The organism is Agrobacterium tumefaciens, assembly GCF_005221325.1.
In the GTDB taxonomy this organism is placed as follows: domain Bacteria; phylum Pseudomonadota; class Alphaproteobacteria; order Rhizobiales; family Rhizobiaceae; genus Agrobacterium.
This window is the reverse complement of the sequence record NZ_CP039890.1, coordinates 337,090-359,458: the sequence shown is the minus strand read 5'-3', so window position 1 is coordinate 359,458 and position 22,369 is coordinate 337,090. Positions and strand designations below refer to the sequence as shown.

Sequence of the window (22,369 nt, the reverse complement as noted above, 5' to 3'; positions counted from 1 at the left end):
CCTGCGTCGTTGAGACGCCAAAGTTCGGGCCTGCTTTCAGGCCGCAGAGAGCAGAAGGGGAGCGCGCCGCGCCTGTCGGCGGCGGCGCGCTCCCGTTTTCGTCAGATGCTCGATGGGGCCAGCACCGCCTGCATCAGGGTGTTGTTCCACTCACCCGTGACCTTGAAGTGGGCTGCTGCGCCCAGTTCGAAGGCTTCGATGAGGTTGTGGTTGACATAGGCGTAGATGCCGGGCTGCTCGAAAGTGTAGAAGGCCGCGCCCGCCGTGCCGCCGGGGATGAACCAGGTTTCCTGGTCGAGATCCGGCGGGTTGCGGAATTTGCCCGTCGCCCAGACATAATCACCATGGCCGCCGATGAGGTGCGGGCGGGTGTCGCGGTTCGCCTGCGAATGAACGATCAGCACCTTTTCACCAACGGCGGCCTGAAGGGCATGTTCACCTGTCAGGGCACCAACTGCACCGTTGAACACGATGTGGCTTGGCGTCAGCTTGCGCATGACTTCCAGCGTGTCGGCCATGGCGTCGCCGGCGCTTTCATATTTCTTGAAATTGCCGTTCTCGTCGCGCGGGATGTAGAAGTCCTGCTCGCCGATATAATAGATCTTGTCATAAACAAGCTCCTTGCCGTGGCCGTCCGCCAGGCCCTCACGCGGCAGTACCATGATCGCGCCATTCATGCCCGAGGTGACGTGCCACGGCACCATGCCGGGAGGTGCGCAGTGATAGACGAAGACGCCGGCCTTGGTGGCTTTGAAGCGCAGGATCGCCTTTTCACCGGGGTTGACGATGGTGAGCCCGCCGCCGCCGAGCGCGCCGGTGGCCGAGTGGAAATCGATATTGTGCTGCAGTTCATTGGTATCGGGGTTGATGAGGGTCAGTTCGACATAGTCGTCCTGGTGCACCACCATCAGAGGCCCGGGAACCGAACCGTTGAAGGTCATGGCGTGGACCTCGGTGCCCTTGTCATCAAGGATCATCTTCTGCTCTTTGATCGTGAGCGTGAACTCGACGATCTTCGGTCCGCCTTCGGCTTTCTGCGTGTGGGCATGCACGAAGGGCGGCTTGATGAGATCAACTTTTACGCGAGGTAACGCTGCAATCTCAGCGCTCGTCAATGGCTTGGCTGCGGCCTTCTTTTCCTCTGCCGCGCTCGCTGCTGATGGCATGATGACGGGAGCTATAGCCCCTGCAAATGCTGCGCCTGCGAGAATATTACGCCGTGTGATGTGGAAGGTTTCCGTCATCATTCTTCTCCTATCCCTCTTGGGGCAGAGCATGTTTCGCTCTGTCCAGCATTTGTAGCGGAGGGGCGAAAATACAATTTGAGATGGAGCAAACTTCGCTTTCGGCACCCTGCGACATTTTGGCAGGCGGCTGAAGGCCGGTGTGGAAGCGTCGCACCGCCTCTTTGCCTGTTCGCAAAGAAGTCGGACGGGCTTGCGTCTAGACATATGTCAAGACCAAGCAAGGAGCATTATAATGAGTGGCAGCGAAACAGTTCTCACCCAAGGGCGCAGCCGGCCAAAGGGCGGCATTCCAAGAGGGCTGGCGCGCACCGGCCCGGTTATCTTTTCTTACGGCTTCCGGCCGTTTTTCCTCGGCGGCGCCCTGTGGGCCATCGTGGCGATGGTGTTGTGGATCGCAGCCCTTTCCGGCTTCATTGACCTCGGTGGGGACTACAGCGCACCGAACTGGCATGCCCATGAGATGCTGTTCGGCTTCGCTTCGGCGGTGCTCGCCGGCTTTCTTTTGACGGCCGTGCCGAACTGGACGGGGCGGCTGCCGGTATCGGGCAAACCCTTGGTGTGGCTGTTTGCGCTCTGGTGCGCCGGCCGGCTTTTCCTGCTTGTGCCGGGCACGGTGGGCGTGGTCACTGCCGCAGCCGTGGACGGGCTTTTCCTACCGGCACTTCTGGTGATCTGCGCGCGCGAGGTCATTGCCGGGCGCAAATGGAAAGATCTGAAGGTGCTGGGCGGGCTGCTGGCGCTTTCCGTCGCCAACATCATTTTCCATGGGGCGGCGATTGGCGGCGATCACAGCCAGATCGCGACCCGCCTTGCCGTCTCGGCCTATACCGTGCTCGTCATCATCGTCGGCGGCCGCATCGTGCCGAGTTTCACCCGAAACTGGCTGAACCGTTTTGGCCGCACGGATTTTCCCGTGCCCTATAACGGCTTCGATACGGCCGCCATCCTCACCGGCATCGTGGCGCTTGCCGTCTGGACAATAGAACCCGAGAGCATCGTGGCAGTGCCCACGGCGCTTCTGGCCGCGTTCATGCATGCTGTTCGACTCATCCGCTGGCGCGGCTGGACGACCTGGCCGGAGCAGGTGCTGGTGGTGCTGCATGTGGCCTATGCCTTCATTCCCGTCGGTTTCATCGCGATTGCGCTGGCGGCTCTAGACGTGATGGACACGCGCTCTGTGCTGCACGTCTTCACCGTCGGCGTTATCGGCTGCATGATGCTTGCGGTTATGACGAGAGCGAGCCTTGGCCATACCGGGCGCAAGCTCGCGGCCAGCAGCGTCACCATCGCCGCTTATGTGGCGCTGATCGCCTGCGCACTGCTGAGGCCGGCAGCCGAGTTTTTCCCGGGCGTGATGATGCATCTTTATGCCTGCTCGGCGCTTCTCTGGATCGTGGGTTTCGGTCTCTTCTGCGTCGAATACGGACCGATCCTGATGCGCGAACGCAAACCGCTGAAAGCCTGAAACGCTCTCTTGCGACACCGTCAAAACGAGACGCCCCGGAAGCAATTTCCGGGGCGTTTCGTTATCAAGCGTAGCCGATGGTTTTAATGCGCGCCGGCGCCGGCGCGGATGAAGATGCGAAACGCCGTGCGCGCCTCGTCGAAATTGCCGGCCCAAAGATGGCCCCGGGCCAGAAGCTCCGGGTAAAAAAAGGTCGGCTCCTGCCGCATCAGCACGAAGATCACGGCGCCCGGCGGAAGACGATCCAGCGCTTTAAGCGTGCGGCTTGTCTGGCCTTCGGCCGTCTCGTCGCTGAGGTCGAGATAGACGACCGGATCAGGCCATATCTGCGGCTCCTCGGCATTGCCCGCAAGCGCCGGTGACACGGAAATCTGCTCGGTTTCAGTGGATTGCGGCGTGAACAGTACTTCCCAGTCGCCGCCGCCGATTTCCCTGACCTTATGGTCGAAACCGCGCTCGGCCATCACCTTGAACAGAGGAACCGGCCGGAAGGTGGCGTATAATCGCAGCGCCTCACCGGGAGCAAGCCCGGCTACGGCTTCCATGATGGCCGGAAAGGGCTCGCCGCCACTCAGCAAAAGCGGCCGGACATCGAGTTCCCTGATCATTTCCGTCATTGCACCACCTCATCTGTCGGCTGGCGGCGGCAAGGGCCATCCGCCAGAGGTCTTTTCACCACACCGCCAGGGCGGGGGTCAATGTTCCGATCCGCAGCAGCATTCGCAGCCGGACATATCGTCTTTGGAACCTTCTGCCTGTTCTTCCAGCCGACCGATATCGAGACGCCAGACTTCCGGACCCTGTTCAAGATATTCCCAGCCGAACTGGCCGGGGAAATTGGTGGCCAGCTGGTAAAGCAGTGGACGGGGATCGTGATCGCTGGTGATCTGTAGCGATTGACCCTCGGTTAATGCGCCCAGCGCACCGAAAATGCGCGGATGGCGTTCGCGATGCGGAATGATGCGCACGTCGATATTGGCTGCGGTTTGGGCTTCTGACATAGGCTGGCTCCACGGCCGCGGATGGAATGATGTCCGGCGGTGCGGCTGGCCGGCGGACTGGAAAAATCTATCCGCCGGGCGGTCGGGAGACATTGTCGCCGCGCAAACAAACCTAGATTCGTCAGGTTCGTTGCGCGACATGCTTCAGCCGGCAAGGCTGCGATAGATTGCCGGCAGCGCAGATGGCAGCTTGGCGATCCTGTTGACGATGGCATAGCCGTTCTGGCCGAACATGACCGGAATATAGGATTGCGCTTTGCTGTCCACCGTTACGCCGAACACGCTGACGCCAGAGCGTCGTGCCTCGGAGACCGCGCGGCGGCTGTCCTCGATGGCGAAGCGGCCGTCATAGTGGTCGACATCGTTCGGCTTGCCATCCGTCAGAAGCAGAAGCAGCTTGCGCCGCTCCGGCCTTTCACGCAGCTTGGCGCTGGCGTGGCGGATGGCTGGGCCGATGCGGGTGTAGAAGCCGGGTTTCAGCGCCGCGATGCGACGCACGATAGTGTGCCCCATCGGCTCATCGAAATCCTTCACCGTTTCCACCCGCACCCAGGAACGGCGGCGGGAGGTGAAGGTCAGGATGGAGTGACTGTCGCCGCAGGCGGAAAGCCCGTGGGCAAGCACCAGCAGGGCTTCCTTCTCCACATCGAGCACCCGGCGATTGTCGAACCAGGCATCGGTCGATAGCGACACGTCGACAAGAATAGTCACGGCAAGATCGTGCGCCTGTGGGCGGCTTGCCATATGAATGCGGTCGCTGCCCTGTCCTCCGGCGGCGATATCGCTTCTGGCGCGAACCACGGCGTCAAGATCGAGATCATTGCCGTCCAGCTGGGCGCGCAGCATCTCGTGGCGTGGCCGCAGCACCTCGAATTGCCGCCTGACCCGGCGGATGAGGCTCTTGGTGTCCGGGTCGGGTTCCGGCGCCATCTCGGCGTTCTTCGCCGGACCGGCGATGACCCGGCAATGATTGGCGAGATAGGTACCGCTGCGGTAATCCCATTCGGGATAGGTCAGCTCCGCCGTCAGCGAGGTATGGTTCAGTGCTTCGGGCGGCAGGTCGAGATCGAAGCGGAAGCGGGCGGAAGGCCGCCCCTTTCTTTCACCCAGTGTCATATCGTCAAGCTCGTCCGCCGCACTGCCGTCGGCATCGTCGCTGTCGTCACCCGGCCGGTCGACATTGACCATCTCGGCCATGGCGAGGATTTTCTCGAAACGGTTGAGGATGAAGGGGCTGCGTTCGGTTTGCCGATTTTCAGCCTTTTCACGCACGGCGATATGGCGGACGGCCTCCGCCCCTTGCGGCACAGCGCCCGCTGCCGGCTGGTCCTCGCCTTGCCGGGCATCGGATGTTTCGCGCAGCAGCGTGTCCGGCCATAGCGGCACCGGCAGCATCGGCAGGTAGCGCGGCGGCGCCTTGGCCGAGAAACCGGCGGGTGGCGCATGGCCCTCGATCCCTGCCGCATCGGCCAGCATGGAAAGCACCCGTTGTTCCACCTGCTGTTCCGCCTGCGGCAGCGGCCGTTTCTGGCGCACCGCGAGCATGGCGGCGCAAAGCCGGCGATAACGGGTCTTCATTCCAGGGAAGGCATGGCTGACGGCTTTTGCCAGTTCTGCGGCGCGATCGAGCCGGGCAAGATCGTTGCGAAGCGGGTCGGCGGCCATGACTGGTTCAAGCGGCATCATCGCCATGGCGGCGGCGAGCCAGAGATAGAGATCGCGGTTGAGGCACCGGTCGGGAAATAGATCCAGCACCGGCGGCAGCATCAGCGTTGCATGATCACGTCCTGGCTGGGCGAGCTTCTCTTCGCCAAGACCCATGCGCTGGCGCAGCCTCAGCCGGTGGCTGGAAGTGCGGGCGCGGGCCGGAGCGATCTGCACCGCATGTTCACCGCCAAAACCGCGGAAACATATGGCCAGCACTGCCTGCATATCCTCCAGCTTCACGGTATGATCCGGGAAGCGTAGCCATGTGCCGGTCTCGCCGATCAGCCTGTGCCAGGCGCGGCCGACGGTTTCTTCCAGTTCCAGAAAGTCCAGCATGGTTTATCCTCATGGCATCGGACCGGAACGCGCGGGGCCGCGCAATCCGGTGTAGATATCAAAGCGCCTATCGAATGATCGCATCCGCGACTTCATGCAGCGCGGCCTTCACATCGGGCTCGTCAGTCAGCGGTTCGATCATGGTCGCGCACACGGCCTGACGCGCGGGAAGGCCGGTATCGATGAGGCTGGCGCAATAAACGAGCAGGCGGGTGGAGACGCCTTCTTCCAGATCGTGGCCTTTCAGGCCGCGCAGCCGGTGGGCAAGATCGACGAGCGGCTCGACGTCGCGCGCATCCAGCCCGCTTTCATGCGAAACGACGGCGATTTCCTGCTCCTTGGGCAGAAAATCGAATTCGATGGCGACGAAACGCTGGCGGGTGCTGGGTTTCAGGCTCTTTAAAAGGTTCTGGTATCCGGGATTATAGGAAACGACGAGCATGAAGCCCGAGGGTGCTTCCAGCACTTCACCGGTGCGTTCCAGCGGCAGGATGCGGCGATCATCGGTGAGGGGATGCAGCACGACGGCCACATCCTTGCGCGCCTCAACGATCTCGTCGAGGTAACATATGCCGCCCTGACGCACGGATCGTGTCAGCGGGCCGTCCATCCACACGGTTTCCCCGCCTTTCAGCAGGTAACGGCCGGTCAGATCAGCGGCAGCAAGATCGTCGTGGCACGAAACGGTGGAAAGCGGCAGGCCGAGTTTCGCTGCCATATGGCTGACGAAACGGGTCTTGCCGCAACCGGTCGGGCCTTTCAGCAGAAGCGGCAATTGCCGCACCCAGGCGCTTTCGAACAGTGTGCATTCATTGCCGAGCGGTGTGTAGAACTGCGTGTCCGGCTGAGGCTGAGGGATCGGGCGGAATATCGTGTTCATGGTCATCTCCATGTTTGTTGATAAGGAACCGGCTCTCCGGGGGAAAAGGAGAGCCGGTCCGTTTCTCATTCGGCGGGCTGCACGAGGCGGGCAACGTCGCCCTGTTTCTGCTTGCCCGGTACCAGGATTGCCCAGATGAACATGACCGCCGAAATGAGAACCGCGAAACCAGAACCGAGACGGATCCAGTAGAAGATCGCCAGCTGGTCCTGCACATCCATGAAGCTTTCGCCCATGACCCGCTGAAGCTGGATCTGCACCACGCCGGCAAAGGTGAGCGCAAAGGTCATCACCGACATGGCCGTGCACATGACCCAGAAGCTCGTCATCGAAAGCCACTGATTATAGGGCGCGCGTTTCTTCATTTCGGGGATGGCGTAGGCCATCATCGCAAGGTTCAGCATCACATAGGCGCCGAAGAAGGCGAGGTGCCCGTGGGCGGCGGTAAGCTGGGTGCCGTGGGTGTAATAGTTCACCGAAGAGAGCGTGTGCAGGAAGCCCCAGACGCCGGCGCCGAAGAAGGCCATGACCGAGCAGCCGATCGACCAGAGGAGGGCTGCGCGGTTCTCATGCTTGCGGCCAGCCTTCCAGGTCATGACGAAGGTGAAGATGACCATGGTGAAGAAGGGGGCCACTTCCAGCGTCGAGAACAGCGAGCCGATCCACTGCCAGTAACCCGGTGCGCCGATCCAGTAATAATGGTGGCCGGTGCCGAGGATGCCCGAGAAGAGGGCAAGACCGACGATGACATAGAGCCATTTTTCCACCACTTCGCGGTCGATGCCGTTGAGCTTGATCATCAGGAAGGCGAGGATCGACGCCATGATCAGTTCCCACACGCCTTCCACCCACAGATGGATGACGTACCACCAGTACATCTTGTCGAGCGCCAGATTGATGGGGTTGTAAAAGGCGAAGAGGAAGAAGATCGCCAGACCCCAGAGACCGAAGAGCAGGATGTTGATGACGGTGGTCTTGCGGCCCTTCAGCGCCGTCATGGTGATGTTGAGCAGAAACATCAAAACGACAAGCACGATACCGACCTTGATGGCGAAGGGCTGCTCGAGGAATTCGCGGCCTTCATGGATGCGGAACAGATATCCGACCACGGCAACCGCGGCGGCCACCAGGAAGATCCAGAACTGCGCGATGGCGAGCTTGGGGCTGTAAAGCTCCGTTTCAGTTTCTTCCGGCAGAAGATAGAAGGTCGAGCCCATGAAGCCCATCAACAGCCACACGACCAGCGCATTGGTGTGGATCATGCGCACGATGTTGAAGGGCAGAAGCTCGGAAAGCGTGTTGGGCAGCACGTAGATCGTCGCGGCGATGACGCCGAACAGGATCTGCGCCACGAACAGCCCGATTGCGCCGTAAAAATACAGCATGGCGACTTTTTGCGTCTGGTATTTCATCTCGTCATCTCCTTGCCGTCAACCTCAACCCGCATCGTTCGGTGGCCAGTTCTGCGTCTTGATCCGGCTCGTCCATTCGAGGAAGTCGACGAGATCATCGAGTTCCTGTTCGGTGAGATTGAACTGCGGCATCTGGCGCCGGCCCTCGATGCCGGTGGGCTGGGCGGCCATCCAGGCCTTGATGGAATCGCGCGCCGTCTCCTTGTCTTCCACGCCGCCATAGCGCTTCCAGACATTGCCGAGTTCGGGCGCGAAATAGGCGCCTTCGCCGAGCAGCGTGTGACAGTTGATGCAGGAGTTTTTCTCCCACACGTGTTTGCCGCGCGCGACGCTTTCCGTCAGCGTGCTTTCGTCCGTCGAGGTGGTGCGCATGTAATAATGGCTATGGGCGGTCAGCCCGACGAATATGGCGAAGAAGAAGATGGAGCCGCCGTAAAAGACGTTTCGCGCTCCTGTTTTGGTCAGGCGTTCTGCCATGCCAATGGTCCTTTCCATCCGGAAGACCGCTTATGCGGACTGGCTTGATCGAACCCTCTTGCCGGGATTTGCCAGCAGGCTGGCGGAATGCGGTGGGGTCTGAAGCCTTTCTAGCCGCTGGCCGCCGGCGTTCTTTGCCATTTGGCAAACAAGTGGAGAGGTGATGCGGTCCGCCTTTTCAGAGCGACAAAATGCCCTGCAGGAACGCCCGCAAAAGGGCTGCGGCGGCGAAGATTGCGGGCCATGCCAGAAGTGCCGTGCGCAGCAGGCCTCGCTCTTCGCCAAAACCCAGAAAGTCGTCGATGACGCGTCTGGATTTCATGAGCGCGAAAAGCAGCATCAGGCAGGCGACGGCAACCGGCGGCAGAAGCGCTGCCTTCCACGATGTGACAACGGCCGTGCCGGCGAGAACAAGAATGGCGAGCACTGCAAAACTTCTTGCAAGCCGGCGGGAGGTGCGGTGGATCATGACTGTCAAACCAGATAGATGATGGGAAAAATGACGATCCAGACCAGATCGATGACATGCCACAGCGTCGTCACCAGCGTGACGTTCTCGTTTTTCGGGAAGACTGCGACGAGAAACAGCAGCACGGCCACGAAGACGACATGCAGCAGATGGAAGCCAGTGAGCAGGAAATAAAGCTCGAAGAAAGCGCCATATGCGGGATCGGACGCGAAGGCGATTTCGGTGGAATATTCATGGAGTTTCACACCGACGAAAGCGAAACCCAGCAGGCCGGCAAGAACAAGCGCCCGCCTTTTGCCCGGCAGCGCGGTGTGGCGGCTGGCCGCGACGGCCGCCTGCCAGCCGCTTGCCAGCAAAATCAGTGTGTTGAGGCCGGCAAGCTGCGGCTGCAGATGCTGGCGCGCGGCTGCGAACGCATCAGGGTTGAGGGCGAAGGCGATGATGAAAGCACCGGTCAGCGCGCCGAAAGCGGCAAGTTCGCTCCAGACCAGAATCCACAAAAGCAGGTTTCCGCTTTCCTCTTCCGTATTGATCGCCATGGCCTCGCCCGTAATTGTAAAACAGCAAGCCACGCTTAGGCGTCCTCAAACCCCGCTTCTTTGCGGTCGGTCAAAGAAGGGAGCGCGCAAAGTCCTATTGTCATGACAAAGCGCAACTCTGGAAAATGGAGCTTCCCATGAACGACGCGCAGGTCGGGCTGATTGTCGCAACCCCTATTATCATTGGCTTTGCGGTGCTGTTGTACCGTATGGGTGTGTTGCAGCGCATGGGCGCGGTTTCCGCCGTACTCGCCTCCGTGGCCATTGCTTCGGTGCTCTTCCTGAACCAGTGAGAAGGCAGTCGCATGCTTGAACTTGTCGCCGCTCTTTCGCTTTTTGTGGCGCTGCATTCCATTCCCGCCGTACCTGCCGTGCGTGGCCGGTTGATTGCGGCCATTGGCCGGCCCGCCTATTTCGGGGCTTATTCCGTGGTCTCGCTTCTGGCGCTGGGCTGGGTGTTTTATGCCGCGCTGTCGGTGGATTATATTCCGCTTTGGGATGTCGCGCCCTGGCAGGCGCATGTCACCTTTCTGGCAGCGCCGATTGGTCTGTTTTTCGTGCTCGCTGGTCTTCTCAGCGTCAATCCGCTTTCCATTTCCGTGCGGCAGGGAGATAAACCGGGGGCAATCGTGCGCATCACGCGGCATCCGGTGCTTGTCGGTTTCCTGTTCTGGTCGCTCGGCCATGTCGTGCCGAATGGCGACCTGCGTTCCGTCATCCTGTTCGGCGGTTTTGCACTGTTTTCGCTTGGCGGGATGACGATGACCGAAAAACGCGCCCGCAAAAGAAAGGGTAATGCGTGGAGCGCGGCGGCTGCTAAAAACGCAACGATCCCTTTCGCAGCAATCCTTTCCGGCAAAACGCGCCTCGCCGTGGACGGGCCGATGCTGCTAGCCGTGGCGCTGACAGGATTGACGGTCTGGTGGCTTCTGGCCGGCGGCCATGCCGCGCTCTTTGGCGCGGACCCCATGGCCTATTTCTGATCGCTCACGACGTCTTCACCACATGCGGCTGCCATATCGGCGCCTGCGGTGCGGGCGCGATACCGAGCTGATCGATGGCGCGGGCGGCGAGCTGATCGACAATATCGAAGACGCTTTGCGGCCTGTTGTAAAAGGCGGGCACCGGCGGCATGACGATAGCGCCTGCCTCCGTGACAATGCACATGTTGCGCAGATGGATGAGATGCAGCGGCGTCTCGCGGGTCATCAGCACCAGCTTCCGGCGTTCCTTCAGATGCACATCGGCGGCGCGGGTAAGGAGATTGTCCGAAAGCCCGGTTGCAATGGCGGCAAGTGTGCGCATGGAGCAGGGGGCGATGATCATGCCTGTTGTCGGGAAGGAGCCGCTGGCAATCGCCGCGCCGATATCATCGACAGCATGATTGACGCTGGCGAGCGACAACATCCGCCCCATTGCTTGCGCACCTTCCTCATGCAGCACGGTGCGTCTGGCGGATTGCGACAGGACGAGATGGATTTCGACGCTTTTCATGTCGGCGAGGCGCTCGATGATGCGCAGCGCAATGCTGGCGCCCGAGGCACCGGTGACGCCGACCACGACACGGCACGGGTTCATGGTCGTTCTCCAAGGCCAAGATCACGCCACATCAGATCCACCTTTGCGATGACGTCTGGCGTCATGGAGAGCACGCGACCCCATTCGCGCTCCGTTTCCGGCGGTAGCTTGCGGGTGGCGTCCAGACCCATCTTGCCGCCGAGGCCGGCTTTCGGCGAGGCGAAGTCGAGATAATCGATCGGCGTATCGTTGATGATCGTTGTATCGCGCGAGGCATCGAAACGGGTAGAAAGCGCCCAGATGACATCCGCCCAGCTGTGCACATTGATGTCGGGATCGACCAGAATGATAAGCTTCACATAGCTGAACTGCGGCAGCATCGACCACAGGCCCATCATCACCCGCTTTGCCTGGCCGGGATAACGCTTGTCGATGGAGGCGACCATGACGCGGTAGGAACAGGCTTCCGGCGGCATCCACAGATCGACGATTTCCGCAAACTGCCTCTTCACGAGCGGCAGGAAAATCTCGAGCATGGCTTCGCCGAGAACCGAGGGCTCATCCGGCGGCCGGCCGGTATAGGTGGAAAGATAGAGCGGGTCGCGGCGCGTGGTGATGGCCGACAGCGTCATGATCGGAAAGGCTTCGACCGAATTATAATAGCCGGTGTGGTCGCCATAGGGGCCTTCCATTGCCGTTTCCGTGGCCGAAACAGTACCTTCCAGCACGATCTCGGCATTGGCGGGCACCGGCATCGGCACCGTCAGTGCCTTCGCGATGCGGCTTTTCGAGCCGCGCAGCAGGCCGGAAAAACCAAGCTCGCTGATATGTTCGGGAAGCGGCATGACGGCGGAAAGAATGGTGGCGGGATCAGTGCCGATAGCGACGGTTACGGGCATATCGAGCCCGCGTGCCTGCCACAGCCGGTGGTGCTGCGCGCCGCCGCGATGCGCCAGCCAGCGCATGATCACCCTGTCCGGCCCCAGCACCTGCATGCGATAGATGCCAACATTGATATCGTCGGGATCATCAGGCGAACGGGTGATGACCAGCGGCCAAGTGATGAGCGGGGCCGGCTCTCCCGGCCAGCACCATTGCACCGGCAGGCGGGCAAGATCGATGGCATCACCCGTCAGTACCTTTTCCTGCACCGGCGCGCGCGAGACGTTGCGTGGCCGCATGGACAGTGCGGCTTTCAGCAAAGGCAGCTTACCCCATGCCTCGGCCATGGATTTCGGCGGCCGTGGCTCGCGCAATTCGGCAAGCTTTTGTCCAAGTGTTGGCAGACCGCCCGTTTCCAGCCCCAGGCCCCATTCGATGCGTTGCCGCGTGCCGAAGAGATTGGCAAGCAGCGGCATGTCCCGCACCTTGCCCTCATGGTCGACGGGTTGCTCGAACAGCAGCGCCGGCCCGCCATCGGCGAGCACCCGGCGGTGGATTTCGGTGATTTCGTGCACCAGCGAGACCGGCTGGCGAATTCGCCGTAGCTGCCCGCGTTCTTCCAGCAACCGGACGAAACCGCGCAGATCGGCTGCGTGGGCGGGTTTAGTTTCTGTTTTCTCGTCTCTCATGCCGCCTGTTTGCCGGTGGCGGTGCGGCATGTCCTTGCGCTGCCGCAAATGCGGCTTCAGTGCGAACGAAGATAGTCGGCAAGAACGAGGGCGTGGTTGTGTTCGGTATCATGGGCGGCGTAAAGCAGCGTGACGCGGCCCTTCGCCATCAGCTCCTTCATGCGCGCCACGGCATCGGGATTGGCGGCCAGCTCCTCATGATAGTGCCGGGTGAATTCGGCAAAACGCGATGGCATATGCGAGAAATTCTTGCGCAACTCGTTGCTGGGCGCGATTTCCTTCATCCACAGCGAAAGCTGTGCGGTTTCCTTGCGCATGCCGCGTGGCCACAGCCGGTCCACCAGAATGCGTGCGCCGTCATCATCGCTGGCGGCATCGTAAATCCGTTTGATCCTTATATCGGACATGGGCGGCCTCCTTCGCTTCGCAAGTGAATGATTTATAGCGGCTTTTGTGAAATCGCACCCGAAAATCTCTCTGTCTTTGCGTTCGCTCAAACCGGCGCTGGCGCGCTGCGGTTAGGTTCCTGCCGCAACTGACCCGACAGGACCATTTATGAGACCGTTTCCCGCCGCCATCGCTACCCCCATGAATTTTCTGCCCCTTGCCGTGGTGCAGCGAGCGACGGCGGCGATGCTGGCGCAGATCATGAAACGGCACCCTGACCTGTTCGGCCGGCTCGGTGAACATTGCAGCAAACGTTATGCCTTCCTGCCGGTCGATCTGCCCTTCGCCTTCATGGTCGAGCCCGCGCGTCCTGCCATCACCGTCAGCCGAAAGGGCCGCTTGCCCAAGGTGGATGCGGCGGTGGAAGGGCCGCTTTTCATGCTGCTGGCGCTGATGGAGGGGCGGCAGGATGCCGATGCGCTGTTCTTTTCGCGTGATCTCAGCGTCACCGGCGACATGGAGGCGATGCTGGCACTGCGCAATACGCTCGATGACAGCGGCATTGATCTGCCGCGCGATCTCGGTGCCTTTGCCGGGCCTTTCGCGCCTGTCGTAACGGGGCTTGCGAACCGCCTGCGCGGCCATGTTCTATCCGAAACGCGTGGAGGTGCGGCATGGAGTTGATCTGTCCTGCGGGAACGCCTGCCGCCTTCCGCGAGGCCGTGGATGCCGGCGCGGATGCCGTCTATTGCGGTTTTCGCGATGAGACCAATGCCCGCAATTTTCCCGGCCTCAATTTTTCCCGCGAAGAGCTTGCCGAAGCCATTACCTATGCGAAGAAGCGCGGCGTCCAGACTTTCGTCGCGCTCAACACCTTCATGCGCGCGGGCAATGAGGATATCTGGTATCGCGGTGCGGCCGATGCCGTGAAGGCGGGGGCGGATGCGCTGATCCTTGCCGATTTCGGTCTGATGGCGCATGTGGCGGAACACCACCCGCAGCAGCGCATCCATGTCTCCGTGCAGGCCTCCGCCTCCAATGCCGATGCGGTGAATTTCCTCGTCGATGCCTTCGGCGCGAAACGCGTGGTGCTGCCGCGCACGCTGACGATTTCCGACATCGCCCGGCTGGCGCGGCAGATCCGCTGCGAAATCGAAATCTTCGTGTTTGGCGGCCTCTGCGTCATGGCGGAGGGGCGCTGCTCGCTCTCGTCTTACGCCACCGGAAAATCCCCCAACATGAACGGCGTCTGCTCGCCAGCAAGCCATGTGCGTTACCGGCAGGACGGGCCGGAGCTGGTGTCGGAACTCGGCGATTACACCATCAACCGCTTTCCGGAAGGCGAAGCAGCGGGTTATCCGACGCTCTGCAAGGGCCGTTTCGAGATTGCCGATGACAAGTCCTATGCCTTTGAGGACCCGGTGTCGCTTGACGTGATGGACCAGATCGATGCGTTGCGCGAAGCGGGGGTCAGCGCGCTGAAGATCGAGGGCCGCCAGCGCGGCAAGGCCTATGTGGCGGAAGTGGTGTCCACCCTGCACCGGGCGCTGGCCGCCAGCGCCGAAGAACGGGGACGGCTGCTCTCACGCCTGCGACTGTTAAGCGAAGGCCAGCGCACAACTGTCGGCGCTTACGAGAAACGCTGGAGATGATGGCGATGGCACACACTGCAAAGGCCACATTGGCGCTTGGCCCGGTCCTCTATCTCTGGCAGGGCGAGAAATGGCGCGATTTCTATTTCCGCATCGCCGATGAAGCGCCCGTCAGCCATGTCTATCTCGGCGAAACCGTCTGCTCAAAACGGTTTCATTTCACCGAACCGCATCTGGCCGAGGTGATCGAGCGGCTGGAGAGTACCGGAAAGCAGGTGATCCTCTCTACGCTTTCACTGGTAACGCTGGAGCGCGAAAGCCGCCAGCTGCGCGGCCTGATCGCCGACAGCCCCTATCCCGTCGAGGCGAACGATCTTTCCGCGCTCGGCATGTTGCACCGCACGCCGCATATCGTTGGGCCAATGGTGAATGTCTACAATGCCGCCACCGCGCGGTTGCTCGCCTCGCGTGGGGCAAGCGCCATCTGCCTGCCGCCGGAACTGCCGGTGACCTCGGTGGAGCGCATCGTGGCGGAAACACCGGATGTGGAGTTCGAAGTCTTCGCCTTCGGCCGCCTGCCGCTCGCCATCTCCGCACGCTGCGCCCATGCCCGCGCCAAGGGCAATATCAAGGATAATTGCCAGTTCGTCTGCGGTGACGACCCTGACGGGCTGCCGGTGCGTACGCTTGACCGGCAGTCGTTTCTGGCGCTGAACGGCGTACAGACGGTTTCGCACACCTGCCAGTCGCTGCTTGGCGAATTGCAGGATCTGGCGGCCGCTGGCATCGCCCGATTCCGGCTGTCACCACAGGATTGCGACATGGTGGCGGTGGCGCAGATCCATGACGATGTTCTGGCCGGCAGGCGGGATGCGGCAGATGGTCTTGCACGTCTCGGGCAAATCTATCCGGACGTGCCTTTTTCCAATGGTTTCCACCACGGGCAGGAAGGGGCGGCCTGGGTCGCCCGTGCCCGCAACACGGCGCATGGGGTGAATGCATGACGATGAACAGGCAAGAGCCGCAATCGCTGTCTGTGGCAGCGCCGGGCGGGGCGGATATCGCTGCTGCGATCCATCTGGTGCGCAACGTGGTTTTGCAGAGCGCACTCGATTGCGGCTGCCGTGACAAGGTCCATGAGGCGCTGCGCGAGCTTGAGGATTTCGAGCGCCAGCGCAATATCGTCAAGCTTCTGGCCGCCGCCCGCGAGGAGCGGCGCAAGATCGGGCTTCTGACCGAGATGCTGGCGGATTTTGCCGAGGACGATACGGTCGATGAAGGCATCGTCGAAACGGCGAGCCTGATGTTTCTCGACATCGCCGCCGCCGCTCAGGAAGGATCGCGAATTCTGCGCGACGCCCTGTCTCTTAAAACATGTAAATAAAACTCATGTTTTTGGTGTTGTTTGATCCAGCGCAAAGAGGCCGTTCTTGCAAAATGTCATCCCCGGTACACGCAGGTTATGACTGAAGGGGTGGCATATGCGGGTGCTGAAGGCGGGGTTTTTCACGATAACAACGGGTTTGATGGCAGGGGTTTCCGGTGTTGCGCTTGCGCAATCGGCCACACCGGGCTCGACCACGGTTCTGGAGACGATCACGGTTGAGGGGGCGAGATGGGCGGATGGCGTGGAGCAGGCGCGCCAGCGCCTGAAGGCCATTCCAGGTGGTGTCTCCGCACTCCAGCCGCAGGAAGCGACCTCAAAGGCCGTGCCGACGCTTGCAGATGCGCTTGCTTCGGCGCCCGGCGTGGTGGTGCAGCGCTTTTTCGGCGGCAATGACCAGCCGCGCATTCAGATCAGAGGCTCCGGGTTGCAGCAGAACCCGGTCGAACGCGGGGTTCTGGTGCTGAAGGACGGGTTGCCGATCAACCGTGCCGATGGTTCCTATATCGTCGGGCTCGCCAATCCCGGTCAGGCCAGCCTCATCGAAATTTACCGCGGTTACACCGCCAACCGGCTGGGGGCCAGCGTTCTGGGCGGGGCGATCAATTTTGCTTCGCCGGTGGAGAAGGGAACCAGCATTTCTGCCGGCGGCGGCAGTTTCGGTCAGGCAGATGCCTCGCTGCGCACTGGTTTTGATGCAGATCGCTTCGCTGCCGGTTTTTATGCCGATGTCAGCCGTCGCGACGGTTATCGCGTCTATATTGATTCCCGCCGGGTAAGTGTCGGCGGGGTGATCGAGGCGGAGGTGTCGGACGCCGTCAAGACGCGGGTTTTTGCCAGCTATACCGATCTGGGTTTTGACGTGGCGGGACCCCTGACGAAAAGCGCCATGGATGCTGATCCCAGACAGGTTTCGCCGGGCCCGCCAACCAGCCTCGGCCCGAATGTGATGCGTGACAAGCCACGCCGGGAGGCCAGCCAGTTCGTCATCGGCTCGCGCAGCTCGATCGAACTCGGCGATCATCTCTTCGACATCGGATTGGGTTACACCTATACCAGGGACATGTTCCGGTTCCCGGTCTCAAGCGGCGTTCGGCGCACGGATGGCGGCGATGTGACGGGGCTGCTGCGTTATGCCTACCAGCCCGATGCCGATGCCCTGCTGCCGCTTTTTGAAGCTTCGGCGCTCTATACGGTCGGTTCGGCGGAACGGACCTATCACATCAGCCAGGCAGGGGGTGATGGTCCGGCCTTTTCCAGCAACGATCTCGATGCTTCGACACTGTCTTTGAATGCGGGGCTGAATATTCCGCTTTCCGAAACGATGACGCTGTCGCCATCGCTTTCCTACACTCATGCCACCCGCGACAATAACGATCTCTGGCGGGCTGCGACCCGGCCGAGGCTGAGCTTCGGACCGGGCGGCGCGGCGGCCTCTGCCGTGGCGGTGGATACGGGCTATGAGCGCAGCTACAGCGGCTGGTCTCCGGCGCTCGGCATCAGGTGGCGCCCGGACGACAACAACATGCTGTTTGCCGCTGTCAGCCGCAGTTTCGAACCGCCGACCCATGACGATCTTCTCGGTACCACCGGCGGCACGCCGAATGCATCGCCCACCGGCTTTTCGACGCCCGATCTTGAGGCGCAGACGGCGACTACGGTCGAGATCGGCTGGCGCGGCGAGCGTGGCTCGTGGAATATCGACGCCACCGCCTATTATTCCTGGGTGGAGAACGAATTGCTCAGCCTGCGCGACACGAGCGGTTCGCTGCTCTCCGCTTTCAACGCGGATGAAACCGTGCATGCGGGTGTGGAGCTTGGCGTTTCCGGCGAAGTGCTAGATGGTCTGACCGCTCGTCTTGCCTATGTGCTGCAGGATTTCCGCTTCCGCGACGATCCGGTGCGCGGTGACAACCGGCTGGCCGGCGCGCCGCGCCATGTCGTCAATCTCGCCCTGCAATATGCTATTTTCGAACAATGGGATATCGGCGCGGTGCTGCAATGGGTGCCATCCAAGACCCCGGTCGACAACATGAATACGATGTATGCCGATCCCTATGCGGTGGTTGATCTCAAGACCGAATATCGCGTCAATGACAGGTTCTCGATCTATGGCGCGGTCACCAACGTCTTCGACAAGACCTACGCCTCATCCACACTCATTCTCGACCAGGCAAGCGCCGGTCAGGCGGTCTATCTGCCGGGCGACGGGCGCGGATTTTATGCCGGCATCAAGGCGCGTTTCTGAACGCCGAAAGGATCTGATCATGACGAGTTACACACGACGCCGGGCGCTGTCGCTGCTTTCCAGGCTGACCGTCGCGGGCCTTGCCGCGCCATCCGTCCTGAGGGCCGAGGCACCGCTTGTCTTTTACGGTCCGCCCGCAGCACCTTCGGCGGTTCTGGCTCATGCCGTAAAAGGCGGTTTCCTGAAGGATGTCGCGCCTGGGGCCGTGTTCAAGGCATGGAAAACGCCGGATGAAATGCGCGCCGCCGTCGCTTCCGGTTCCATGGGAGCGGTGGTGATGCCGAGTTACGGTGCTGCCAATCTCCATAATCGCGGCCTCGGCCTTGGGCTGATGAACGTGCTGACAACGGGTCTGCTCTATATCGTGTCGAAGGACGAGACGCTGACGTCGCTCGAAAGCCTTTCCGGCAAGACGCTGGCTCTGCCGTTCAAGAACGACATGCCCGATTTCGTTCTGCGTCGCCTTGTTGCCGAGAACGGCTTGAAACCCGGCGACATCAAGCTGGAATATGCCGCTTCGCCACCGGAAGCCGTGCAATTGCTGCTGACGGGCCGGGTGGATGCGGCCCTGCTGAGTGAACCGGCCGCGACCGCTGTGCTGATAAAGGCAAAGTCGTTTTTCATGACCGTTCACCGCACCATCGATATCCAGCAGGAATGGGCAAAGGTGGCGGGCAAGTCGGAAATCCCGCAGGCGGGTCTCGCTTTGACGTCGCAGGTTCAGCAAAAGCTCGGCAAGGCAGGTATAGAGGCTTTGCAGGCGGGCATGGAAGCGGCACTTGCCAGTGCCACAGCTGACCCGCAAACGGCCGCCGCCGCCGCGGCCGATGCCCTCGGCTTCCCGCCGGAAATCATCGCCGCCTCCTTTCCGACAAGCCATTTGTCGGCGTTGAAGGCGAGTACGGCACGCGCCGATCTCGAGGCGTTTTACGATGAACTTGCCAAGGCCGACCCGGCAATCATCGGCGGCCGGCGGCCGGATGACGGCTTTTATCTGGTGTAGCAGGCATGAACCGCATTCTTGAAAGTCTTGGCTGGACCGGTCGCTATCTCTGGGCGGGCTGGGCTGGGCTTTCCGGCATTTTCTGTTTTCTCGCCGCATGGCAGGCTGGGCATGAGATTTACGGCTCCTTCATCCTGCCCTCGCCGGGTGAGACTTTCGCGGCAATCGGGGGTCTGGTGGCGCGACCGGACTTTTTCGCCATCCTGTCGCAGAGTGCCATCAGGGCATTGACCGGTTTTGCCATTACCGCCGGCATCGGCACGGTGGCGGGTGTGGCGGCGGGCTGCTCATTTGCCGCCATGCGGCTGATGAAGCCTGTCGTCACCGTCCTGCTCGGCGTGCCGCCCATCGGCTGGATTGTGCTGGCGCTGATCTGGTTCGGATCGTCGGGCGGCACCGCCGTCATGACCGTTGTCATTGCCTCGGCGCCCGTTTCCTTCGCAGGGGCGCTGGAAGGGGTGACCAAGCGCGACCGTCAGCTGGAGGTTATGGCGCAAGCTTTCGGCGCTCCATGGTTTTACCGCCTGCGCACGGTCACCATGCCGCATGTTCTCTCCTATCTCTTCCCGGCCTGGACGACGACGGCCGGCAGCGCCTGGAAGGTGACCGTCATGGCGGAGCTTCTGTCAAACTCCGGCGGCATTGGCGGCGAACTGGCAACCGCGAGGGCGCTGTTCGATATCGCCCAGGTGAGCGCCTGGCTCACCATCACGGTCGGCCTTGCCTTGCTGACCGATTACGGCCTGCTGCATCTGCTGCGCGAAGCGTTGGAACGCTGGCGCGCCGTTGGGCTGCCATGGGGTGTCAAACGATGAGCGACCATTTTTCCCTCAGTTTCGAACAGGTCGGTCACGCCTTTCTCGGCCGCAGCCTGTTTGAGAATATCAATCTGGGCATCGCGCCGGGGGAAACCGTGGCCCTGCTCGGTCCCTCCGGCAGCGGCAAGACAACGATTTTGCAGATTGCGGCTGGTATCATCGATCCCGTTCGCGGCCGTGTGCGTCGCAATTACCGCAGGCAGGGTCTGGTGTTTCAGGAGCCGCGGTTGCTGCCATGGATGACGTTGATTGACAATATCGCCTATGGTCTCGCTGCGGCGGGCATGCCGAAACGGCAGCGGCGGGAAACCGCCGGGCAGTTTGCTCTGGAAGTCGGTCTGGAAGAGACGGATTTTCACAAATATCCGGTCGAGCTTTCCGGCGGCATGCGCCAGCGTGCCGGGGTGGCGAGGGCGCTCGCCGTGGAACCGGACATGCTGTTTCTGGACGAACCCTTCAGTGCTATTGATGTCGGCCTGCGCCGGCATTTGCAGGAACTTCTGGTGGATGCCGCTCGCAGGCGTGGTTTCTCCACGCTTCTCGTCACTCACGATCTTCATGAAGCGCTCTTGGTGGCCGACAGGCTGATCGTGCTCTCCGGCGTCGATGGCCGGGTTGTTGCCGCGCATACTCCGGCCGGTTCGCCGGGGCGGCGCATGGCGCGCGCGGTGTTCGACGAAGTGGAATTCCTGTCCGAGAGCCCAGCTTTCGCCGAATTGTTTTCGGCAAAGGAGCGGATGCGATGAGACAACCACCGATCCTCTCCGAGGCCCTGCGGCTGTTTTTCCCTTTGGCCGCCGTGCATGGCGCGGTCTGGCCGTTCTTGTGGGTCGCCATCGGCGGCTACGCCTTACCTTTTGCCGATGCCGTTCCGCCTTCGCAAATCCATGCCCATGAAATGATTTTCGGCACCTATGGCATGGCGCTCGCCGGTTTTCTCGGCTCGGCGGTGCCGGAATGGACCGATACGAAAGCGGCGGCGGGTCGCACACTTGTTTATTTTGCCGGTCTCTGGCTGCCGGGCCGCCTGATCGGTTTCGTGGGGGCCGATGGGTGGAGCCTGCTGGCGGGCTTTTTTGATCTGGCATTTCTACTCGTGCTCTCCGTCCTCATCGGCAAGGCGATGCTCGTGCGTCGAACGACGAAACATCTGGCGTTCCTCGTCTGGCTCATTCTGTTTGCGGCGATGGAGACAGGCGTGCGCTATGCCTGGTGGATCGGTGATCTGGAACTCGCAGCCCGCTGTCTGGAGGCGGCGCTGTGCGTCTTCACCGTGCTGTTTTCGCTCTCGGCCGCTCGCATCAATGTGGTCGTCATCAATCTGGCGCTAGATCCGAGCGCCGAGACCACGCCTTACCGGCCCCATCCCGGCCGCCAGCATATGGCGGGCGCCATGGTGACGCTTTACATGGTAGCGAAACTCTTCTTTCCGGAAAGCGATGTCTGCGCCTGGTTGGCGCTTGCGGCCGGTGCGGCATTTTTTGACCGGCTGGCAGAGTGGTTCATCGGGCGTGCCGCCTTCAAGACCGAGGTGCTGCTGCTCGGCCTTGGCAATGCCTTTGCCGGTGCGGGGTTTCTGGCGCTCGGGGCGGTGCGGCTCGGTTTTTCCGTCACGCCTGCCGCTGGCCTGCACCTGTTGTCGGTGGGCGCACTTGGCTGCGCCATCATGGCGGTGTTCATCATCGCCGGGCTGCGGCATACCGGACGCAACCTGACATATCTGCCGTGGCAGGCGCATATGGCAGCCGCCCTGATGGTGGCGGCCGTGCTGATCCGCATTCTGCCGGAATTTGATTTCGCAGCATTCCTGTCACCCTATCATCACGGCCTCAGTGCTATCCTGTGGGCGGCAAGTTTCGGTGCCTGGCTTCACGGCTTCCTGCCCTCCATGCGTGCGCCCGGTGTTGATGCAGCGGGAGCTTGCGGCTGAGGCGCAACGTGTTCCTCTCGCCTTCGACGTTTTCGTGTGGCCTGATTATTTTTTCGGCAAAAGCGCAATATGAAATCAATGGCTTAGGCCAGCACTATTGATGAATGTTATTTCTAGTAAATAATCAATAAAATCAGTTGGTTGAATATTTACGCCTTTTGGCCGATGATAACTCGAACCGAACAGGGAAACGCGAATATGCCCAAAATAGTCGCGCCTCTACACGCAGATGGAAAGCCGAGCAGGACGAGGGAGCTTATTACCTTCGCCGTTCTGGCCTTTGGGATCTGGCCTGTGCTGGCGGTCGGATTTGTCGGAGCCTATGGCTTCATCGTCTGGATGTTCCAGATCATTTACGGGCCGCCGGGGCCGCCCGGCCATTGAG

The 22,369-nt window shown here is 61.4% G+C and carries 25 protein-coding genes; 13 read left to right on the top strand and 12 right to left on the bottom strand.

The window, feature by feature from the left end:
- Positions 1-101: 101 nt before the first annotated feature.
- Positions 102-1,244 carry a copper-containing nitrite reductase gene (gene nirK, locus CFBP5499_RS27275; protein ID WP_080830330.1) on the bottom strand — a complete coding sequence of 381 codons (1,143 nt, stop codon included), beginning with the start codon at positions 1,242-1,244 and terminating at the stop codon, positions 102-104.
- 235 nt (positions 1,245-1,479) lie between these two features.
- On the opposite strand from nirK, the gene CFBP5499_RS27270 reads away from it, so the two are divergent.
- Positions 1,480-2,712 (top strand): NnrS family protein, encoded by a 1,233-nt coding sequence (locus CFBP5499_RS27270; protein ID WP_080830329.1) that lies wholly within the window; start codon positions 1,480-1,482, stop codon positions 2,710-2,712.
- Between the two features lie 83 nt (positions 2,713-2,795).
- On the opposite strand, the gene CFBP5499_RS27265 is transcribed toward CFBP5499_RS27270, so the two are convergent.
- From CFBP5499_RS27265 to CFBP5499_RS27230, 8 genes are all read right to left on the bottom strand, one after another.
- Positions 2,796-3,329, bottom strand: a complete 534-nt coding sequence (locus CFBP5499_RS27265) for a DUF2249 domain-containing protein (RefSeq protein WP_080830328.1) — start codon at positions 3,327-3,329, stop codon at positions 2,796-2,798.
- 78 nt (positions 3,330-3,407) lie between these two features.
- Complete coding sequence (locus tag CFBP5499_RS27260; protein WP_175416930.1) at positions 3,408-3,713, bottom strand: DUF2249 domain-containing protein; 306 nt, start codon at positions 3,711-3,713, stop codon at positions 3,408-3,410.
- A 144-nt stretch (positions 3,714-3,857) separates the two neighbouring features.
- A complete protein-coding gene (locus CFBP5499_RS27255) occupies positions 3,858-5,756 on the bottom strand; it encodes a nitric oxide reductase activation protein NorD (protein ID WP_080830326.1) in 1,899 nt (632 codons plus the stop codon).
- 67 nt (positions 5,757-5,823) lie between these two features.
- The gene (locus tag CFBP5499_RS27250) at positions 5,824-6,636 is read right to left on the bottom strand and encodes a CbbQ/NirQ/NorQ/GpvN family protein (RefSeq protein WP_080830610.1); all 813 of its coding nucleotides are present in this window, start codon (positions 6,634-6,636) and stop codon (positions 5,824-5,826) included.
- Between the two features lie 65 nt (positions 6,637-6,701).
- The gene (locus tag CFBP5499_RS27245; protein WP_080830325.1) at positions 6,702-8,048 is read right to left on the bottom strand and encodes a nitric-oxide reductase large subunit; all 1,347 of its coding nucleotides are present in this window, start codon (positions 8,046-8,048) and stop codon (positions 6,702-6,704) included.
- Positions 8,049-8,072: 24 nt separating this feature from the next.
- Positions 8,073-8,525 (bottom strand): c-type cytochrome, encoded by a 453-nt coding sequence (locus CFBP5499_RS27240; RefSeq protein WP_046800955.1) that lies wholly within the window; start codon positions 8,523-8,525, stop codon positions 8,073-8,075.
- 178 nt (positions 8,526-8,703) lie between these two features.
- Positions 8,704-8,994 (bottom strand): hypothetical protein, encoded by a 291-nt coding sequence (locus CFBP5499_RS27235; RefSeq protein ID WP_175416929.1) that lies wholly within the window; start codon positions 8,992-8,994, stop codon positions 8,704-8,706.
- A gap of 5 nt (positions 8,995-8,999) precedes the next feature.
- Positions 9,000-9,533 carry a cytochrome c oxidase subunit 3 family protein gene (locus CFBP5499_RS27230; protein ID WP_080830323.1) on the bottom strand — a complete coding sequence of 178 codons (534 nt, stop codon included), beginning with the start codon at positions 9,531-9,533 and terminating at the stop codon, positions 9,000-9,002.
- Positions 9,534-9,670: 137 nt separating this feature from the next.
- Between CFBP5499_RS27230 and CFBP5499_RS27225 the strand changes: the two genes are divergently transcribed.
- Together CFBP5499_RS27225 and CFBP5499_RS27220 are read left to right on the top strand one after the other, a co-directional pair.
- The gene (locus CFBP5499_RS27225) at positions 9,671-9,826 is read left to right on the top strand and encodes a hypothetical protein (RefSeq protein WP_003520964.1); all 156 of its coding nucleotides are present in this window, start codon (positions 9,671-9,673) and stop codon (positions 9,824-9,826) included.
- A gap of 12 nt (positions 9,827-9,838) precedes the next feature.
- Positions 9,839-10,516, top strand: coding sequence for an NnrU family protein (locus CFBP5499_RS27220; RefSeq protein WP_080830322.1), 678 nt, complete (start codon positions 9,839-9,841; stop codon positions 10,514-10,516).
- A 4-nt stretch (positions 10,517-10,520) separates the two neighbouring features.
- Here the strand turns inward: CFBP5499_RS27220 and CFBP5499_RS27215 are convergent, their stop codons facing one another.
- The 3 genes from CFBP5499_RS27215 to CFBP5499_RS27205 are packed head-to-tail and all read right to left on the bottom strand — an operon-like array spanning position 10,521 to position 13,029.
- Complete coding sequence (locus CFBP5499_RS27215; RefSeq protein ID WP_137066505.1) at positions 10,521-11,111, bottom strand: UbiX family flavin prenyltransferase; 591 nt, start codon at positions 11,109-11,111, stop codon at positions 10,521-10,523.
- Positions 11,108-12,622 (bottom strand): UbiD family decarboxylase, encoded by a 1,515-nt coding sequence (locus CFBP5499_RS27210; protein WP_175416928.1) that lies wholly within the window; start codon positions 12,620-12,622, stop codon positions 11,108-11,110. The genes CFBP5499_RS27215 and CFBP5499_RS27210 overlap by 4 nt, the downstream gene beginning before the upstream one ends.
- 56 nt (positions 12,623-12,678) lie before the next feature.
- Entirely contained in the window at positions 12,679-13,029 is a 351-nt protein-coding gene (locus tag CFBP5499_RS27205) for a DUF488 domain-containing protein (protein WP_080830320.1), read from the bottom strand.
- A 148-nt stretch (positions 13,030-13,177) separates the two neighbouring features.
- Here CFBP5499_RS27205 and ubiT point away from each other — a divergent pair, with 148 nt between their 5' ends.
- From ubiT to napE, 10 genes are all read left to right on the top strand, one after another.
- Positions 13,178-13,693, top strand: coding sequence for a ubiquinone anaerobic biosynthesis accessory factor UbiT (ubiT, locus tag CFBP5499_RS27200; RefSeq protein WP_080830319.1), 516 nt, complete (start codon positions 13,178-13,180; stop codon positions 13,691-13,693).
- Positions 13,684-14,661: a ubiquinone anaerobic biosynthesis protein UbiU gene (ubiU, locus tag CFBP5499_RS27195; protein ID WP_080830318.1), complete on the top strand. Its 978-nt coding sequence runs from the start codon at positions 13,684-13,686 to the stop codon at positions 14,659-14,661. The genes ubiT and ubiU overlap by 10 nt, the downstream gene beginning before the upstream one ends.
- A gap of 5 nt (positions 14,662-14,666) precedes the next feature.
- On the top strand, positions 14,667-15,605 hold the full coding sequence (ubiV, locus tag CFBP5499_RS27190) for a ubiquinone anaerobic biosynthesis protein UbiV (RefSeq protein WP_080830608.1): 939 nt from the start codon (positions 14,667-14,669) through the stop codon (positions 15,603-15,605).
- Positions 15,602-15,985 (top strand): hypothetical protein, encoded by a 384-nt coding sequence (locus CFBP5499_RS27185; protein ID WP_080830317.1) that lies wholly within the window; start codon positions 15,602-15,604, stop codon positions 15,983-15,985. Before ubiV ends, CFBP5499_RS27185 begins: the two co-directional genes overlap by 4 nt.
- 97 nt (positions 15,986-16,082) lie before the next feature.
- The gene (locus CFBP5499_RS27180; RefSeq protein ID WP_080830316.1) at positions 16,083-18,233 is read left to right on the top strand and encodes a TonB-dependent receptor family protein; all 2,151 of its coding nucleotides are present in this window, start codon (positions 16,083-16,085) and stop codon (positions 18,231-18,233) included.
- 19 nt (positions 18,234-18,252) lie between these two features.
- On the top strand, positions 18,253-19,236 hold the full coding sequence (locus tag CFBP5499_RS27175; RefSeq protein ID WP_080830607.1) for an ABC transporter substrate-binding protein: 984 nt from the start codon (positions 18,253-18,255) through the stop codon (positions 19,234-19,236).
- 5 nt (positions 19,237-19,241) lie between these two features.
- Complete coding sequence (locus tag CFBP5499_RS27170) at positions 19,242-20,051, top strand: ABC transporter permease (RefSeq protein WP_080830315.1); 810 nt, start codon at positions 19,242-19,244, stop codon at positions 20,049-20,051.
- Positions 20,048-20,800: an ATP-binding cassette domain-containing protein gene (locus CFBP5499_RS27165; RefSeq protein WP_080830314.1), complete on the top strand. Its 753-nt coding sequence runs from the start codon at positions 20,048-20,050 to the stop codon at positions 20,798-20,800. Before CFBP5499_RS27170 ends, CFBP5499_RS27165 begins: the two co-directional genes overlap by 4 nt.
- Complete coding sequence (locus tag CFBP5499_RS27160) at positions 20,797-21,984, top strand: NnrS family protein (protein ID WP_080830313.1); 1,188 nt, start codon at positions 20,797-20,799, stop codon at positions 21,982-21,984. Before CFBP5499_RS27165 ends, CFBP5499_RS27160 begins: the two co-directional genes overlap by 4 nt.
- A gap of 198 nt (positions 21,985-22,182) precedes the next feature.
- A complete protein-coding gene (gene napE / locus CFBP5499_RS27155) occupies positions 22,183-22,368 on the top strand; it encodes a periplasmic nitrate reductase, NapE protein (protein ID WP_046800942.1) in 186 nt (61 codons plus the stop codon).
- Position 22,369: the final 1 nt, after the last annotated feature.

Excerpts from the sequence above, each read along its gene's own strand:
- nirK (WP_080830330.1), bottom strand. The coding sequence starts at position 1,244 with ATGACGGAAACCTTCCACATCACACGGCGTAATATTCTCGCAGGCGCA.
- CFBP5499_RS27270 (WP_080830329.1), top strand. The coding sequence starts at position 1,480 with ATGAGTGGCAGCGAAACAGTTCTCACCCAAGGGCGCAGCCGGCCAAAG.
- CFBP5499_RS27265 (WP_080830328.1), bottom strand. The coding sequence starts at position 3,329 with ATGACGGAAATGATCAGGGAACTCGATGTCCGGCCGCTTTTGCTGAGT.
- CFBP5499_RS27260 (WP_175416930.1), bottom strand. The coding sequence starts at position 3,713 with ATGTCAGAAGCCCAAACCGCAGCCAATATCGACGTGCGCATCATTCCG.
- CFBP5499_RS27255 (WP_080830326.1), bottom strand. The coding sequence starts at position 5,756 with ATGCTGGACTTTCTGGAACTGGAAGAAACCGTCGGCCGCGCCTGGCAC.
- CFBP5499_RS27250 (WP_080830610.1), bottom strand. The coding sequence starts at position 6,636 with ATGAACACGATATTCCGCCCGATCCCTCAGCCTCAGCCGGACACGCAG.
- CFBP5499_RS27245 (WP_080830325.1), bottom strand. The coding sequence starts at position 8,048 with ATGAAATACCAGACGCAAAAAGTCGCCATGCTGTATTTTTACGGCGCA.
- CFBP5499_RS27240 (WP_046800955.1), bottom strand. The coding sequence starts at position 8,525 with ATGGCAGAACGCCTGACCAAAACAGGAGCGCGAAACGTCTTTTACGGC.
- CFBP5499_RS27235 (WP_175416929.1), bottom strand. The coding sequence starts at position 8,994 with ATGATCCACCGCACCTCCCGCCGGCTTGCAAGAAGTTTTGCAGTGCTC.
- CFBP5499_RS27230 (WP_080830323.1), bottom strand. The coding sequence starts at position 9,533 with ATGGCGATCAATACGGAAGAGGAAAGCGGAAACCTGCTTTTGTGGATT.
- CFBP5499_RS27225 (WP_003520964.1), top strand. The coding sequence starts at position 9,671 with ATGAACGACGCGCAGGTCGGGCTGATTGTCGCAACCCCTATTATCATT.
- CFBP5499_RS27220 (WP_080830322.1), top strand. The coding sequence starts at position 9,839 with ATGCTTGAACTTGTCGCCGCTCTTTCGCTTTTTGTGGCGCTGCATTCC.
- CFBP5499_RS27215 (WP_137066505.1), bottom strand. The coding sequence starts at position 11,111 with ATGAACCCGTGCCGTGTCGTGGTCGGCGTCACCGGTGCCTCGGGCGCC.
- CFBP5499_RS27210 (WP_175416928.1), bottom strand. The coding sequence starts at position 12,622 with ATGAGAGACGAGAAAACAGAAACTAAACCCGCCCACGCAGCCGATCTG.
- CFBP5499_RS27205 (WP_080830320.1), bottom strand. The coding sequence starts at position 13,029 with ATGTCCGATATAAGGATCAAACGGATTTACGATGCCGCCAGCGATGAT.
- ubiT (WP_080830319.1), top strand. The coding sequence starts at position 13,178 with ATGAGACCGTTTCCCGCCGCCATCGCTACCCCCATGAATTTTCTGCCC.
- ubiU (WP_080830318.1), top strand. The coding sequence starts at position 13,684 with ATGGAGTTGATCTGTCCTGCGGGAACGCCTGCCGCCTTCCGCGAGGCC.
- ubiV (WP_080830608.1), top strand. The coding sequence starts at position 14,667 with ATGGCACACACTGCAAAGGCCACATTGGCGCTTGGCCCGGTCCTCTAT.
- CFBP5499_RS27185 (WP_080830317.1), top strand. The coding sequence starts at position 15,602 with ATGACGATGAACAGGCAAGAGCCGCAATCGCTGTCTGTGGCAGCGCCG.
- CFBP5499_RS27180 (WP_080830316.1), top strand. The coding sequence starts at position 16,083 with ATGCGGGTGCTGAAGGCGGGGTTTTTCACGATAACAACGGGTTTGATG.
- CFBP5499_RS27175 (WP_080830607.1), top strand. The coding sequence starts at position 18,253 with ATGACGAGTTACACACGACGCCGGGCGCTGTCGCTGCTTTCCAGGCTG.
- CFBP5499_RS27170 (WP_080830315.1), top strand. The coding sequence starts at position 19,242 with ATGAACCGCATTCTTGAAAGTCTTGGCTGGACCGGTCGCTATCTCTGG.
- CFBP5499_RS27165 (WP_080830314.1), top strand. The coding sequence starts at position 20,048 with ATGAGCGACCATTTTTCCCTCAGTTTCGAACAGGTCGGTCACGCCTTT.
- CFBP5499_RS27160 (WP_080830313.1), top strand. The coding sequence starts at position 20,797 with ATGAGACAACCACCGATCCTCTCCGAGGCCCTGCGGCTGTTTTTCCCT.
- napE (WP_046800942.1), top strand. The coding sequence starts at position 22,183 with ATGCCCAAAATAGTCGCGCCTCTACACGCAGATGGAAAGCCGAGCAGG.